Below are 16,898 nucleotides of genomic sequence, written 5' to 3'. Positions count from 1 at the left end.
CGGTTTTCAACAAAAATATGGTAAACTAATAGAAGCTGAATACGAACGGATAAAAAGAACAAATTAATTTTTGAGGTGAAACATGAAAAGCGAAATAAAGATTATGCCTATTGGCGGTGTCCGTGAAAACGGTAAGGACATGTATGCGGTAGACATCAACGGTGGTATCTACATTTTAGACTGTGGTCTGAGGTACCCTGAAAATGAACTTTTGGGAATTGATGTTGTGATTCCCGATTTTAGTTATTTAGAAAAGAATAAGGATCGAATTGTTGGCGTCTTCTTGACTCATGGTCATGCTGATTCGATTGGTGCTATCTCATACTTCCTCAGCGAGTTTGATGTGCCAGTGTTTGGGTCGGAAATGACGATTGAGTTGGCTAAGCTAAACGTGGCTGATTCAGAGAAATTAAAGAATTTTGATGATTTTCACGTTGTTAGTGACCACAGCGAGATTGATTTTGATGATGTTAAAGTAACCTTCTTCAAGACAACCCACTCAATTCCAGGGTCATTAGGAATTGCCATCCATACCTCTGAGGGCGCAATTGTTTATACTGGTGATTTTAAGTTTGACCAGACGGCTGCACCAATATACCAAACTAACTATTCTGCATTAACCCAATTGGGAGATGAAGGTGTCTTGGCGCTGCTGAGCGATTCTGGAAATGCCGAGAATCCAAAGCCAAGCGCTTCTGAGAAGCAGATTGGTGAGTATATCTATGATACATTTAATTATCAAGACAGCCGAATCATCGTTGCCAGCGTTGCTTCTAATATTTTACGGATGCAGCAAGTCTTTAATGCTGCTGCCAGGTGTGGCCGACGGGTTTATTTGACTGGTCATGATCTGGAACGAATTGTTCGGACAGCGATGCGCTTAAAGACGTTAACGTTACCCAAGTCGGATTTATTAATTGAATCAATTGACGAATTAAATAAGATGGCGCCAGATCAGGTTGTCATTATTCAGACTGGGAAGATGGGCGAACCCATTAAAGCCCTTCAACGGATGGCCAATAAAGAACAGAGTGACATTAACATTGAGCCAAAGGACTTGGTATTTATCACAACGACACCGTCAACTGCGATGGAAACAACTGTTGCGAAGACTCGGGATATGGTTTATCGAGCAGATGGTGAGGTTAAGATGATTTCGGATGTTATGAATTCATCGGGTGATGCTAGCCAAACAGATCTGCAGCTATTAATGAACCTATTGCATCCTAAGTACGTGATCCCGGTTCAAGGTGAATATCGTTTACTTGAAGCTAACGCCCAATTGGCTAAGCAAATCGGTTATACTGACAAGCAAATTACAATTCCTAATAAGGGTGACATTGTTTCGGTAAATCGAGATGAAATGTGGCTTAGTGGCAGTGAGGACCTTGCCGACACAATGATTGACGGCATTGGGATTGGTGACATTGGTAACATCGTGTTGCGCGATCGGAAGGTGCTTTCTGAAGACGGGATTTTTGTTGCGGTTGTCACTATCGACCGTAAGAAAAAGCGAATTGTTTCCCAGCCAAAATTAACTTCACGCGGATTTGTTTACGTTAAAGCAAACAAAGATCTCATGAAGGAGGCTGCCGGCATCATTGAAAAAACAGTTACGAATAACCTTGAACATAAGGAATTCGACTGGAGCAATCTTAAACAGGATGTTAGAGAAGACCTCAGTGATTACTTGTACAAACAAACTAAGCGTCGGCCAGTCATTTTACCGGTAATAATGGAAGTAAATCAACATCATAAACGTTCTAAGAAGAAGCAAAAGCATAACGAAAAAGAGTCGGAATCAGCTAATTAATAAACAACTTAATCAAATAAGATAATCAAAAACGAGTGGTTCATTAATTTGGATTACTCGTTTTCTAGTCACAGAAGTGGGGTGAAAATCGTGCAGTTAACCAAAAATGATTGGGTTATCTTTATGAGTGCCGAAGAAGATTACGCGGACAAACATTTTGACCAAGTCGTTAACAAAACCGAGCATTTGCTTGAACACTATCCTAATCAAGTTGATGTGAATTTTCTTAAGGCTAAAGCGTTGATGAAACTCAAGCGGGCGGCAGAGGCTCAGCAGATTTTAATTGAATTTCGCGATGAAATGAGTCAAAATTCAAAACGGGTTGCCCAAATGATCCAGATGTCGCTTGAAAATAGTTGCTTTATGTTTGCCCGAGAGTTAAATTCAATGATTAGTTCAGACTATGAGGCCAAGATTTTAGCAGCGGAAAATCAGTATCGAACGGTTAATTCCGCCAAGCTAATTGAACAAGCCAAGCAATTTGCTCATATTGGGAGCTTGGGTGTTTGTAATCAGGTCAAAGGAGTCGAAGACGCTCGGAAGTTGCCGTTGAGTGAATATTTGCTAGCAGCAAAAACCGTTTTGAGTGATCCGTTCTTATGGCAAGTCACTAAAACTCAGGTCCTGCTAGAATTAGTCGCGGTTCAGGTCTCTGATCAAGTAACGCTTAACTGGCTAGATAAACAAAATTATCATATTCAACTTACACGGCTCAAACCGGTGAATCAGTATGCATCATTAACAACGGTTTTCCAAATAATTGAAGCGCGTTATACAGCCTCTGACCCGATTAAACTTCAATTATTAGAGGGAGAATTAGTTACCCAGAGTAATTACATCTATCCTTTTTTTGACAAGGTGATTAGCGATCCGCAGTACTGGGTTAAGGCAACCATTGCCCAATCGTTTGGCGATACAATTGCCGCTAATACCGAAAGTGAACGGGCAATGTTGAAATGGCTCGCAACAATTCATCAGGCAGAAGGTCAAATGAATATGATGTAAACAAAATTATTTATAGAAAATAGGCATAATCTGTTTACAAACAAATTAACAATAGATATAATACTTAAGGATTCTTCGAAAATTGACTACTTTGTCTTTTCCAGAAGATGTAGTATAATAACACTTAGAAATGCATTGATGCGAATTGATGTAATTCTTGAAAACAACAGGAGGTTTCATTAATGGCAAAAGAACATTATGAAAGAACAAAACCCCATGTAAATATTGGTACTATTGGCCATATTGATCATGGGAAAACTACTTTGACTGCTGCGATCACTAAGGTATTAGCTGAAAAAGGTCTTGCTAAGGCTGAAGACTATGCTGATATTGATGCAGCGCCAGAAGAACGTGAACGTGGTATAACAATCAACACTGCCCACGTTGAATACGAAACTGAAAAGCGTCACTATGCCCATATTGATGCCCCAGGACATGCTGATTACATTAAGAACATGATTACTGGTGCCGCTCAAATGGATGGTGCTATTTTGGTTGTTGCTGCAACTGATGGCCCAATGCCACAAACTCGTGAACATATCTTGCTTGCTCACCAAGTTGGTGTTGATTACATCGTTGTCTTCTTAAACAAGACTGATTTAGTCGATGATGACGAATTAGTTGACTTGGTTGAGATGGAAGTTCGTGAATTACTTTCTGAATACGATTATCCTGGTGATGATATTCCTGTTATCCGTGGGTCAGCTCTTAAGGCCCTTGAAGGTGACAAGGAACAAGAAGAAGTTATTCTTCATTTAATGGATGTTGTTGATGAATATATTCCAACTCCAGAACGTGACGACGCTAAGCCATTCTTGATGCCAGTTGAAGATGTCTTCACTATCACTGGTCGTGGTACTGTTGCATCTGGCCGTATCGATCGTGGTACTGTTAAAGTCGGTGACGAAGTTGAAATCGTTGGTTTGAGTGATCAACCTTTGAAGTCAACCGTTACTGGTTTGGAAATGTTCCGTAAGACACTTGATGAAGGTCAAGCCGGCGATAACGTTGGTGTTCTTCTTCGTGGTATCGACCGCGACCAAGTTGTCCGTGGACAAGTTCTTGCTGCTCCTGGTTCAATCCAGACCCACAAGAAGTTCGAAGGTCAAGTTTATATCTTGACTAAAGAAGAAGGTGGCCGTCATACGCCATTCTTCTCAAACTATCGTCCACAATTCTACTTCCATACTACCGATGTTACCGGTGTTATTGAACTAGAAAAGGGCGTTGAAATGGTTATGCCTGGTGATAACGTTACATTCCAAGTTGAATTAACGAAGCCAGTTGCCATTGAAAAGGGTACTAAGTTTACCATCCGTGAAGGTGGCCATACTGTTGGTGCCGGTACTGTTAGTGATGTTAACGACTAGTTTTCTAATCTAACGACAACATACAAACTATGTGGGTAAAACCACATAGTTTTTTTGTGTGCTGCACTATTTGTTACCGAAATAAATTTTACATTTTGTAGTTAATACGTTAAAATAACAATGTTATGCAATTATGAATTGTAAAAATAATCTTTTCGTCTCGGAGGAAAAAGAATGTCTGCAAAATGGGAAAAGAAAGGCACCAATGATGGAGAATTAACTTTCGAAATTGGTCCTGATTCAATTAAAACAGGTTTAGATCGTGCATTTGAAAAGAACAAGAAGAGTATTCGGGTACCTGGATTCCGTAAAGGAAAGGTTCCTCGCTCAATTTTCACTAAGATGTATGGTGAAGAAGCATTATACGAAGATGCTTTGAACATCTTATTGCCAGATGAATATTCAAAGGCTGTTAGTGAAGCCAAAATCGAACCCGTTGATCAACCTAAGATCAATGTTGAATCAATGGAAAAAGGCAAACCATGGGTCATTAAGGCTAACGTTACTGTTAAGCCAGATGTCAAGCTTGGCGATTACAAAGATTTGAGTGTCCCTAAGCAAAACACTCGCGTTTACCAAAAAGACGTTGACGCTGAACTGGAAAAGAAGCGTGAAAGTCAAGCAGAACTTGTTCTTAAAGAAGGCAAGGCTGCTGAAAAAGGCGATACAGTTGTGATCGACTTTGAAGGTAAGGTTGACGGCAAGCCATTTGAAGGTGGCAAGGCTGAAAATCACTCATTAGAGTTGGGCTCTAACTCATTTATCCCTGGCTTCGAAGACCAATTGGTTGGTCATAAAGCTGGTGAAGATGTTGAAGTTAAGGTTACCTTCCCTAAGGATTATCAAGCTAAGAAATTAGCTGGTAAGGATGCTATCTTTGAAACTAAGATCCATGAAGTTAAGACAAAGGAATTACCTAAGTTAGACGACGACTTTGCTAAGGATGTTGACGAAGATGTTGATAGCCTTGAAGAACTGAAGGAAAAGATCAAGGACAACTTGAAGAAGCAAAAAAAGAGTGAAGCCCGCGATGCAATCGAAGACGCAGCCATCAGTGAAGCTACTGATAATGCTGAAGTCAAAGATATTCCAGAAGCAATGATTAACGAAGACATCCAACGTCAGATGGATCAATATCTTGCTGGGATGCAACAACAAGGTATCAATCAGGACATGTACTTCCAGTTAACTGGAACGAAGCCTGAAGACTTGAAGAAGCAATTCTCAGACGGTGCTGAAAAGCGGGTTAAGACTAACCTTGTTCTTGAAGCAATCGTTGCTAAAGAAGACATCGAGCCTTCAGAGGATGATGTTAAGGCTGAAGTTAAAGACTTAGCTAAACAATATGGCATGAAGGAAGATGCCGTTCGTAAGGCATTAACTGATGACATGCTCAAACACGATATTGCGATTAAACAAGCAATTGACATGATTGTTGATTCTTCTAAGCAGGATGCAAAAGCTAAAGACGATTCAAAAGATAAAGAAGACAGCTCAGAAAAATAGTTTTTTAAAAGCCCCGTTGGTTAATTGCTAACCGCTTGGCTCTGTACTCTGAGTCAGTTAATCAAATAGCGCAACCATTCCAATCGGGGGATGATTGCGCTATTCGCTTTAGTTCCAAAATATGGGCATCTATTTATGCCTTCGGTTACTTTGGACGGGGACGGTCAAGCGTTCTGATTGCATTTTGATGGTTATATGATAAAGTATCACATAGTTGATTGATGAAGTGATTAAAGTCCATCTTGGATGGAGGAGTGAATATATTGTTTGAAGATAACGAATCAAGCGGACCCATTACTTGTTCGTTTTGTGGTAAAACCCAAGACCAAGTAAAGAAAATTGTCGCTGGTCCAGGCGTCTACATTTGTAATGAATGTATTGATTTATGTAAAGAAATTATTGATGAAGAGCTTGCACCAGAGAAGGCGCCTGAAGATTTACTGAAAGTTTTGACGCCTAAACAGATTTTAGATAAATTAAACGAATTTGTTATCGGTCAAAATAATGCTAAGCGGACACTTTCAGTGGCCGTGTATAATCATTATAAGCGGGTTAACGAAATGATTAGTGAACCTAATGATGACTTGGAGCTCCAAAAGAGCAACATTTGTATCATTGGCCCAACTGGATCAGGTAAAACGTATCTTGCCCAGACATTAGCTAAGATTTTAAACGTCCCGTTTGCGATTGCTGACGCTACGACTTTGACTGAAGCCGGATACGTTGGTGAAGACGTTGAAAACATTTTATTAAAATTACTGCAGAATGCTGATTATGACGTTGAGCGGGCTGAACATGGGATTATCTATATCGATGAAATTGATAAGATTGCTAAGAAGTCTGAGAACGTATCAATTACTCGAGATGTTTCTGGTGAAGGGGTTCAACAAGCCTTGCTGAAAATTTTGGAAGGCACAATTGCAAATGTTCCGCCTCAGGGTGGCCGGAAGCATCCCCAACAGGAATTCATTCAAATTGATACCACCAATATCTTGTTCATCGTCGGCGGCGCTTTTGATGGGATCGAAGGAATTGTTAAGAGCCGCTTAGGTGACAAGACGATTGGCTTTGGTACTGACTCTGACAAGGCCCCGGATCTTGATAATCGCAATATTATGCAAGCCGTTATTCCAGAAGATCTATTGAAGTTTGGGTTAATCCCTGAGTTCATTGGTCGACTACCAATTTTGACGGCCTTGGATAAGTTGGATGAGAAGGATCTTGTTCGAATTTTGACTGAACCAAAGAATGCGTTAGTTAAGCAGTATAAGAAGTTAATTGAATTAGATGGCGCTGAGCTGGAGTTTGCCCCTGGTGCCCTTACTAAGATGGCTGAGTTGGCGATTGCTAGAAATACCGGTGCTCGTGGCCTCCGTTCAATTATTGAAGATGTGATGCGTGATATTATGTTTGATTTACCAAGTCGTAAAGACGTTTCGAAGGTTATCATTACTCCCGAAACGGTGACCGATCATAAGGAACCAGAACTAATTTTGAAAAAGGCATCGTAATTCGAGAAAGTCTGATGTAAACTTTGATTAGTTTGCGGTCAGACTTTTTTTATTTTATTCAGAAAAAACAGATTCTAAGGAGTGGTTTGATGGAGGTTCATAACGTCGATCTGACGATAAGCGCGGTTGCAGAAAAACAATATCCAAATACCATGTTTCCAGAAATTGCCCTTGTTGGTCGATCCAATGTTGGTAAGTCTTCATTGACCAACGTCTTAATTAATCGTCGAAAGCTTGCCCGGACGTCAAGTCAACCTGGTAAAACCCAGACGCTTAATTTTTACAATATTGATGACAAGTTATACTTTGTTGACGTGCCCGGCTATGGGTATGCGAAAGCATCAAAAGCGAGCCGCGAAAAGTGGGGGAAAATGATTGAAACTTATCTGACTAAGCGCCCGCAGCTCAAAGGTGTGATTGCTTTAGTTGATGGCAGACATGCACCAACGGATGATGATATCTCCATGCATGACTGGTTGGTCTATTATGGCATTGACATTCTAACGGTTGCGACTAAGATGGATAAGATCTCTCGGGGAAAGTGGAACAAGCAGGAATCGTTAATTAGGAAAACGTTAAATATCTCGGCCAATGAGTTAGTGCTGTTCTCAGCATTAACCAAGGCTGGTAAAAATGACGTATGGCAGTGGATTGAAGGGAGAATGTAAGATGGACTTTGATGAATACCAAAAAGCAGCTAATCGAACGTTAATGGGGAAGGAACAGGTTTTGACTAACTGTGCACTAGGACTTGCCGGTGAATCCGGCGAAGTTGCCGACCTTATTCGTAAGTATACGTTCCAAAGTGAAAAATTAGATCACGATCAGCTCATCAAAGAAATGGGTGACGTTCTTTGGTATTTATCCCAGATTTCTGAATGGGCAGATATTCCCTTTGATAAAGTTGCTGAAGATAATATTAACCGTTTGAAGAAACGCTATCCATCACAACTGGGTGGCGTCAACCAAGTGAATATTTGATTGATTGTTAGTCTGACTGGACTAATGATGAAGCTTACGACCGCCTAAAGGCTCCTCTACCAGGATTCTTTAAGCGGTTTTTTGATGAGTAGAACGACGTAAAATCCTTTTGGAGTATTCTTAGAAGCAATCAATTTACCCCGATACAGCCTCCGAAATGTATATTAGCAATAATAAAACCTGGAATAATGAATAAAACGTAAATAAGGTTGCAATTAATGAATATCGGTGTTAACCTCATTACTATTAGAAATTTAAGAACACATTTCCGAGCGGTAAACCTAATAGTCGCACTTATAACGCAAGAAACGTACTCAGAAATTGACGTTATGAGAGCTTCATCTAATGGTTATTTGAGTGCTTGGTTTTGTTTATTTATAGGACAGCTGCGCAAAGCAGAAGCTTGCACCTAAACCATCTCGGCCAAAAATCCAAAATCGGGATTTCCAGCCAAGATGGTTTAGGCTCCAGCTTCTAATCGCTTTGCTCAGCTCACTAAGAGATAAGGGGTATTTAATATGACAGAAAACAATAAGGTAATTTTAGCCTACTCTGGCGGATTAGACACATCAGTTGCAATTGCATGGTTAAAGGATAAGGGATATGACGTTGTCGCTTGCTGTATCAATGTCGGTGAGGGCAAGGATCTCAATTTTATCAAGCAAAAGGCTTTAAACGTTGGGGCAGTGAAGGCTTACGTGATTGATGCGCTGGATGAATTTGCCGATAACTATGCGGCCGTTGCGTTAAAGGCCAATGCAATGTACGAGGGATCATACCCATTGATCTCAGCATTATCACGCCCCCTTATCTCAAAAACATTGGTTGAAGTTGCCCACCAAGAAAATGCAGTTGCTGTTGCCCATGGTTGTACTGGAAAAGGGAATGACCAAGTCCGGTTCGAAGTGGCTATTCATGGTCTTGATCCTCAACTTGAGGTGTTAAGCCCAGTTCGTGACTGGCACTGGTCTCGTGAACAGGAAATTGAATACGCAAAGGATCATAACATTCCAATTCCGATTGATCTTGACTCGCCATACTCAATTGACGCCAACATTTGGGGCCGGGCAAATGAAGCAGGGATTTTGGAAGATCCATGGCAAAGTGCGCCAGAAGATGCCTTTGCAATCACCAATCCAATTGAAAACACCCCGGATACGCCAACGGAAGTGCAAGTCACTTTTGAAAAAGGAATCCCGGTTGAATTGAACGGTAAGAAGATGAAATTCGCTGATATCATTCAGGATCTGAACAAGGTTGCCGGTGAAAATGGCGTTGGCCGAATCGACCATATTGAAAACCGTTTGGTGGGAATCAAATCTCGTGAGGTATATGAAGCACCGGCGGCAACTGTTTTACTCAAAGCCCATCAAGAACTTGAAGACTTAACGTTTGAGCGTGACTTGGCTCATTTCAAGCCAACTGTCGAAAAACAACTCAGTGAACTCGTCTATAACGCCCTTTGGTTCTCACCATTGATGGATTCAATCCAAGCCTTCATCGACAAATCACAAGAAGTTGTTAACGGTATCATCAAGTTGCAATTATTCAAAGGCAACGTCATGGTACTTGGCCGTAAATCAGAGTCATCACTCTATGATAAAGACTTGGCAACTTACACGGCTTCTGATTCATTTGATCAAGAAGCTGCTAAGGGATTCATCAAGCTCTGGGGACTGCCAACTCAGGTTTATCAACAAGTTCAACTCAAGAACAAACAAGCACAGTTTGTACAGGCCGTTACCAAGTCACAATTAAAGGACAAGGTGACGGTTCACGATCAATATTCCACACATACAGGAGCTAAAAATAGATGAGTACTAAGAAACTTTGGGGCGGTCGGTTTCAGGCCCAAGCATCCAAATGGGTGGACGAGTTTGGCGCTTCGATTTCCTTTGATCAGCTAATGGCTGAAGAGGATATCGAAGGATCACTTGCCCATGTGAAGATGTTGGGGCACACGAAAATCTTAAATGAGTCAGATGTTGCCCAGATTGTGCAAGGGCTGGAAGACTTGCGAGATGAGTTGCATGCTGGCAAGCTACAATTCACCGTTGAAAATGAAGATATCCATATGAACATTGAGGCCTTATTGACCGAGAAAATCGGCCCAGTTGCAGGTAAACTCCATACGGCTCGGTCCCGGAATGATCAGGTGGCAACGGACTTTCATTTGTATTTGAAAAAAAGACTGCCAAAGGTCATTGATGAGATCACAACCTTGCAACAAACTTTGGTGGCGATGGCTGAACAAAACGTTGAAACCATCATGCCAGGTTACACACATTTGCAGCATGCACAGCCAATTTCTTACGGCCACTATTTGATGGCGTACTACCAGATGCTCAAACGGGATAAGGAACGGTTCGAGTTCAATATGACCCATACCGATATCTTGCCATTGGGGGCTGCAGCATTAGCTGGCACCACTTTTCCAATTGATCGAGAATATACGGCCAAAGAATTGGGATTTGATCAAGTCTATGCCAACTCGTTGGATGCCGTTTCCGATCGAGATTTTGCCTTGGAATTCTTAAGCAATAGTTCCATCTTGATGCTGCATTTGTCACGATTTTGCGAAGAAATCAGCATGTGGGTTAGTCACGAGTTTAAGTATCTAGAACTGAGTGATGCTTACACGACTGGCAGTTCGATTATGCCGCAGAAAAAGAATCCGGATATGGCGGAATTAATTCGTGGTAAAACTGGCCGGGTCTATGGGCACCTCATGCAACTGCTGGCAACTATGAAATCCTTACCACTTGCTTACAACAAGGATTTGCAGGAGGATAAGGAAGGCGTCTTCGATACCGTCAAAACGCTGCTGCCCGCGTTGAAGGTTTTCAATGGGATGTTAAAAACCGCGAAGCCAAATGTTGAACGGATGAAACAAGCTACTGAAAATGACTTTTCAAACGCTACTGAACTGGCCGATTATTTAGCTGCTAAGGGCGTCCCATTCAGAGAAGCTCACGGAATTGTCGGTGAGCTGGTTTTAAAGGGGTTGCAAACTCATCAGAATCTCCAGGACATGTCCTTGACTGATTTGCAGCAGGCGTCACCCAAAATTGAGGAAGACGTTTATCATGATTTGAAATCTGAAGTAGCGGTTGAGCGGCGCCACTCATTGGGTGGAACAGGGTTTGACCAGGTGAAGTTACAGATTGCTAATGCGAAAAAGGAATTGAATTATTAATATTAAAATCAGCTCTTTGACTACCATGTGTTTGTGTAGTTAAAGGAGCTTTTTTTTAAAATTTGAATTTCTAACGCAAATAATGATGCGATTGATGTTTTTTTAAATGTTATGTAATAGTTGTTAACATTAATTAATTATGGTGTTATTATGTTGCTGTGAATTAGTAAGTAATCAAATACTGCTAATTTGATATATCAATACAAATAATTGCGTGATAATTAATTGAGGGGGTTCACAGATGCGAGGCAAAAATTGTTCGCGTAATAATTTGTGGGAAAAATCTGAAAAATCAAATTTACACTACAAAATGTATAAGGTTGGCAAAAAATGGGTGTTTGCTAGCCTTTTTATGTTGTCTTTAGGTTCATTTATGTTATCTGGGGTTTCGGTTCATGCCGATACCCAGGCTGAATTGGCAAAAGATGAAGCCAGTACAAGTACGACGCTTGTCACATCAGCGGCTAACGCTACATCAACGGCTACAACGAGTCAGGCGGCTAGTACCGCAACGACTTCTGAAGCTGGATCCACAGCTAGCTCTTCTAATGGCCCCACGAGTACAAGCACCGATAAGACAAGCTCAAACACCACTACGAACGCTTCAAGCACCAGTAGTTCGGATGCCGTAAAAGCAACTTCAAAGGCCAATGCTGCGGTGAGTCAGGCAAGTCAAGCGGTCGCTTCTGATAGTACTGCTACCAGCAATGCGCAACAGGCCACTACTTCGGCTCAACCAAGTGATGCTTCAGCTGCAAGTTCCAAGGCTGCAACATCTGCAGGTTCTGGCGCAGTGAAGTCTGATGCCAGCACAACAAATGCTAAGTCAGATGCAAGCAAAGCTACTAACCGAACGAGTGGTGCATCCAACGCTGCTAGTGATACCAGTAAAGCTGCCAGCACATCCAAATCAGATCAGGCCAAGGCTACTGGTACGCTGAATAGTCTGTTGAAGCAGGATAATATCACTGTCAACGGCTCAACGATTGACGCCAGCAAATTAACAGCCGATCAGTTGACGGCGTTGAAATCGGCACTTACAGCATCCGGTCAAAAATTAACAGTTAATGAAACTGCCGCTCAAAAAGCCGCCGATGAAGCAGCTGCAAAAGCAACTGATTCGCTGAACGACTTGTTAAAGCAAGATAACGTTACCGTTAATAATTCTGCTATTGACGTAACCAAATTAACAACCGCTCAATTGACTGCCTTGAAAGCGGCTATTGCTTCTTCTGGCCAAAGGTTGACTTTGAATGAGACTGATGCTCAGAAGGCAGCAGATGCTGCGGCTGAAAAAGCGGCGAGTGCGGATGCTATTTCGAATGCCTTCAATGAGCTGGTTAAGGAAGGTAAGATTACTAGTGGGGCAACACTTGACACTTCAGGGTTATCTAGCGATCAAGTATCGACTTTGAAATCAGCCATTTCAGCATCTGGATTAAGCCTCAGCTTGTCAGCGACAGCGGTTGATACGTCATCTCAAGCCTATATCAACGGGTTAAACAATGGTAACAGTGATTTAAGCAAAATCTTTAATTACACTTTGGGCGACATTGTTTCGAATATTGGTATTATTCCAAAAATTGCAAAGATTTTGGATGCCTTCGTGACGACAAAAGGAACCATGATCAACGATGATGATAGTCTGGCATGGAACAATGGTTCAACGATGCCGTATAAAGATGGTCAGACAATTTACGAACACTCAGTAGCTGGAATTACTTATTGGGATGGTAACAACGGTAATGTGAAAGACACCCAAATATTTCATGCATCTGATTATAGTGCTGGATATGCCACAATTCTGAAGACCTACTGTGAGTCAGTTAATGCTTATTTGAATCAAGTTAAAAATAACATTAACGATCCAACGATGGCTGATACTTTAATTAATGATAAAAATGCTGCTTGTGATCCAACCGCTTTGAAGAATTCGACAAACGCCTGGGGCAATATTATTGCCATGATAACTGCTGGAGGTGCAATCTTTAACAACCCAGTTAATGATGATAGTGACATCTTCAATAAAACAGCAACGCTTCCAACAGATAATACAATTACCAATGCCACTTATAATGCCAATATTAAAAAAGAAGCTCAAGCAAGTATTGACGTTATCAATACATTTATTGGAATTGCCATCAAAAATATTCAAAACGGAATCATGAAGCAAGCCTTGAGCGACATTCGTTCTCTGGGTGGCAACCAAGGAAACAGTCAAGCGGGTTCAACTAATAATGTTAATGGGTCAATTGCCATTCCAAGTTCTTTAACTGAAGCTTTGAAACTAAACGCATCGTTAAATAGTTTGATTAATACATTTGGCTTTGGCTCAACGGTTGATTCATCAGTTATTAATGGTGTTTACCTCGATATCGCCTATGGTATTCGGAACGCGATTGAACTCCACTTTCAACAGGGTGTTAACGAAGCGATTTCCCACGTTTTAAATGGGACTGATGCACCTGATTTCAGTAAAGTTAATGGCTATACCGATACAGCCGATCCGAAAACAATTGCTAATACCGCTCAAGATGCCGGCGAGAACACACTATTCGTTGAAGCAATCGGGTATGCTTGGGCTTCCAAAATTGCCCAGTCAGTTGTGAATGAAGCAGTCAATGATATTGCATCAGGAAAGGTTCAATCGGGGACTGATATCGGGATCGCAATTGTTAATGCGTTGCCCGCAGGTACTTTGACGGAAAATGAGAAAGACGAGCTAACACAAGCTAATTACGCTGACCCAGATCTTAATTCTTCTGATGCTTCGTATACCCCTTCAGCTACTGGAGCTTTAAAAACGATTGCCGATCTTTACAACGCCGAAATTAACGCGTTAAAGCAAGCCCAGACAGACTACATTGCCGATCCAGATGCAACCCCTGATGCCTCCAAAGGGCCAAATTTTGCCAATGAAGGCACTTCTGGGATTGTCACCTATGACGCGGCAACTGGTAAATACAACGCACCAATGGCTGCAACTTCAATTTCTGCCGCTGGTGATTATGTCCGGGCAATTGAATTCTTGCAATCAACTAATGCAACTACTGATGCACAAGCAGATGCCGATGTGACGTCACATACGCAACATGATGGTAATGTTGCGAATATTACGACAACTACTAAGGCGTTTACTGGTGATGAAACTAAATTAGATAGTATTCAATTGAAGACTTACAAGAGTCAAATTGCTGCTTTCTTGTTGGGAACTGGTTCAAATGCCGCTCAACAAGCGTACATCAAGGCTTATAATAACGAAGCGGCTTTGGCTAATGCTGCGTTTAAAGCCGGCAGTAATGCCGCAGATGATCAAACCAGTTCGGATTACTTTATGACAAATGGAACGATTCCTAAGATAGTAGTCGGCGACGATACAATTACCATTAAAGTTGGCGGGGTCACATACAGTGCTAAGAATGATGGCACTGGTTCGAATTACACTGCGACATCTGGAACTGGTGAAACCAGTGGAACGGCGTTTGTTGACGGGTATGTTGCCAGCACAATTGCGGCTATTCAAACAGCTATCAAAGCAATTGCGAATGCCACTCACACTACGGCTAATTTGGCAGCTGCAGATGCCACGGATGCTTCAAATGCAGCGTCATCGGCTGATGCTTATGCTTCTCAGGCGGCTAGTGAATCCGCATTATTCCCAAGTGATGCAGCTGCTGCCAGTGATGCAAAAGTTGCATCAGATGCTGCCGTTGATGCTGATACGAATTATAAGAATGCCAAGAATAGTGCTTCAGATGCAGCTAATCAGGCAAAAATTGCTAGTGATCAAGCGGCAGATGCAACAGTTTCAGATGCAAAAGCTACCTTGTCTGCTCAAAGTAAAGCTAAGATTGATGCTGGGGCAGCAAGTGATGCTGTTGTAACTAATGGTACTGATCGCAAGAATGCTTCTGATGCTTCTGGGCGGGTTACAACCGATATTATTCAAGATGAAAAACAAGCAGCTGCTGACGCTGCCACGAGTGCTGCCAATGCTGCCAGCGATGCCTCAGCTGCTAATGATGCCGCGCAGTCGGCTGCTGCGTCTGCAGCGAGTGATGCGGCAATTGCTGCTAATGATGCCAAAAATGATGAGAATGCTGTTATTGCAGCTGATGCGAAAGCAGCTGGTGATGCCGCAACGTCTGCTGCAGCTGCAGCGTCCAGTGCAGCTGCAGCTTATAACAAAGCAAAGACAGCTGCTTCAGATGCTGCCAAGGTTTCTAGTTTTGCGGCAAGTGCAAGTACTCTTGCTGATGCCAAGAGTGGTGCTGATGATGCAATTTCCGCTAATACTGACGCAAGTAATGCTGCTGGTGATGCGACTACTCAAAAGAGTTTGGCTGTTACTGATGCAGCGACTGCTCATGATGCGGCTGGTCGAGCTACCGCTATCACGACGGCGGATAGTGCAGCGGCCAGTGCGACGGCTGCAGCAAAGAATGCCGCTAGTGCGGATGCCGCAGCGCAAGCCGCTGCTAAGGCAGCGGCTAGTGATGCCGTGATTGCGACTGATGCGGCTAAGAACGATAATAACCCAGTACTTATCAATGATGCCAGTGCGGCCAATGCCGCAGCGCAAGCCGCATCTATAGCAGCTAAGAGTGCTGCAGCTGCGGATCAAAGTGCAGCTGCAGCCAACCAGGCAGCGGCTAGTGATGCAAAAGCTACCAGTGATGCAAAAACGGCTAGTGATGCGGTGATTGCTGCAGGCAAGGCCACGACAGATAATAACGCTGCTAATAGCGCTGCAACCGATGCTACTAATCAACAAAAGGCAGCAGCGGCCGACGCCGCAACTGCGCATGATGCGGCTGGTCGGGCTACTGCTATCACGACGGCGGATAGTGCAGCGGCCAGTGCGGCAGCTGCAGCAAAAAATGCCGCTAGTGCGGATGCTGCAGCCCAAGCCGCTGCTAAGGCGGCGGCTAGTGATGCCGCGATTGCGACTGATGCGGCTAAGAACGATAACAACCCAGTACTTGTCAATGATGCCAGCGCGGCCAACGCCGCAGCGCAAGCTGCATCTATAGCAGCTAAGAGTGCTGCAGCTGCGGATCAAAGTGCAGCTGCAGCCGACCAGGCAGCGGCTAGTGATGCAAAAGCTACCAGTGATGCGAAAACGGCTAGTGATGCGGTGATTGCCGCAGGTAAGGCCACGACAGATAATAACGCTGCTAATAGCGCTGCAACTGATGCTACTAATCAACAAAAGGCAGCAGAGGCCGATGCCGCAACTGCACATGATGCGGCTGGTCGGGCTACTGCTATCACGACGGCGGATAGTGCAGCGGCCAGTGCGGCAGCTGCAGCAAAGAATGCCGCTAGTGCGGATGCCGCAGCCCAAGCCGCTGCTAAGGCAGCGGCTAGTGATGCCGCGATTGCGACTGATGCGGCTAAGAACGATAACAATCCAGTACTTGTCAATGATGCCAGCGCGGCCAACACCGCAGCACAAGCTGCATCTATAGCAGCAAAGAGTGCCGCAGCTGCGGATCAAAGTGCAGCTGCAGCCG

Annotated in this window: 10 protein-coding genes; all 10 read left to right on the top strand. The window is 43.0% G+C overall.

Going from position 1 to position 16,898, the window contains the following annotated elements; translation table 11 throughout:
- Positions 1-82 precede the first annotated feature (82 nt).
- The gene (locus tag FC98_RS08275; RefSeq protein WP_056949435.1) at positions 83-1,813 is read left to right on the top strand and encodes a ribonuclease J; all 1,731 of its coding nucleotides are present in this window, start codon (positions 83-85) and stop codon (positions 1,811-1,813) included.
- Between the two features lie 90 nt (positions 1,814-1,903).
- A complete protein-coding gene (locus FC98_RS08270; protein WP_054655080.1) occupies positions 1,904-2,818 on the top strand; it encodes a hypothetical protein in 915 nt (304 codons plus the stop codon).
- Between the two features lie 182 nt (positions 2,819-3,000).
- Positions 3,001-4,188, top strand: coding sequence for an elongation factor Tu (tuf, locus tag FC98_RS08265; protein ID WP_008855549.1), 1,188 nt, complete (start codon positions 3,001-3,003; stop codon positions 4,186-4,188).
- Positions 4,189-4,362: 174 nt separating this feature from the next.
- The gene (tig, locus tag FC98_RS08260) at positions 4,363-5,694 is read left to right on the top strand and encodes a trigger factor (RefSeq protein ID WP_054655082.1); all 1,332 of its coding nucleotides are present in this window, start codon (positions 4,363-4,365) and stop codon (positions 5,692-5,694) included.
- Positions 5,695-5,957: 263 nt separating this feature from the next.
- Positions 5,958-7,205, top strand: a complete 1,248-nt coding sequence (gene clpX, locus FC98_RS08255) for an ATP-dependent Clp protease ATP-binding subunit ClpX (protein ID WP_172633900.1) — start codon at positions 5,958-5,960, stop codon at positions 7,203-7,205.
- A gap of 89 nt (positions 7,206-7,294) precedes the next feature.
- Entirely contained in the window at positions 7,295-7,873 is a 579-nt protein-coding gene (gene yihA / locus FC98_RS08250) for a ribosome biogenesis GTP-binding protein YihA/YsxC (RefSeq protein ID WP_008855552.1), read from the top strand.
- Between the two features lies 1 nt (position 7,874).
- On the top strand, positions 7,875-8,186 hold the full coding sequence (locus FC98_RS08245; protein WP_008855553.1) for a nucleoside triphosphate pyrophosphohydrolase family protein: 312 nt from the start codon (positions 7,875-7,877) through the stop codon (positions 8,184-8,186).
- Between the two features lie 518 nt (positions 8,187-8,704).
- Complete coding sequence (locus FC98_RS08240) at positions 8,705-10,003, top strand: argininosuccinate synthase (protein WP_008855554.1); 1,299 nt, start codon at positions 8,705-8,707, stop codon at positions 10,001-10,003.
- Positions 10,000-11,382: an argininosuccinate lyase gene (gene argH / locus FC98_RS08235; RefSeq protein WP_008855555.1), complete on the top strand. Its 1,383-nt coding sequence runs from the start codon at positions 10,000-10,002 to the stop codon at positions 11,380-11,382. The genes FC98_RS08240 and argH overlap by 4 nt, the downstream gene beginning before the upstream one ends.
- 241 nt (positions 11,383-11,623) lie before the next feature.
- Positions 11,624-16,898: KxYKxGKxW signal peptide domain-containing protein (locus tag FC98_RS08230; protein ID WP_169788690.1), on the top strand; the 5,275-nt coding region annotated here is incomplete at its 3' end.

This window comes from Lentilactobacillus kisonensis DSM 19906 = JCM 15041, assembly GCF_001434135.1.
In the GTDB taxonomy this organism is placed as follows: Bacteria; Bacillota; Bacilli; order Lactobacillales; family Lactobacillaceae; genus Lentilactobacillus; species Lentilactobacillus kisonensis.
The sequence above is the reverse complement of the archived record's forward strand: the minus strand, read 5'-3'. Positions and strand labels throughout refer to the sequence as shown.

Coding starts and splice junctions, on each gene's coding strand:
- FC98_RS08275 (WP_056949435.1), top strand. CDS start 83: ATGAAAAGCGAAATAAAGATTATGCCTATTGGCGGTGTCCGTGAAAAC.
- tuf (WP_008855549.1), top strand. CDS start 3,001: ATGGCAAAAGAACATTATGAAAGAACAAAACCCCATGTAAATATTGGT.
- tig (WP_054655082.1), top strand. CDS start 4,363: ATGTCTGCAAAATGGGAAAAGAAAGGCACCAATGATGGAGAATTAACT.
- yihA (WP_008855552.1), top strand. CDS start 7,295: ATGGAGGTTCATAACGTCGATCTGACGATAAGCGCGGTTGCAGAAAAA.
- FC98_RS08245 (WP_008855553.1), top strand. CDS start 7,875: ATGGACTTTGATGAATACCAAAAAGCAGCTAATCGAACGTTAATGGGG.
- FC98_RS08240 (WP_008855554.1), top strand. CDS start 8,705: ATGACAGAAAACAATAAGGTAATTTTAGCCTACTCTGGCGGATTAGAC.
- argH (WP_008855555.1), top strand. CDS start 10,000: ATGAGTACTAAGAAACTTTGGGGCGGTCGGTTTCAGGCCCAAGCATCC.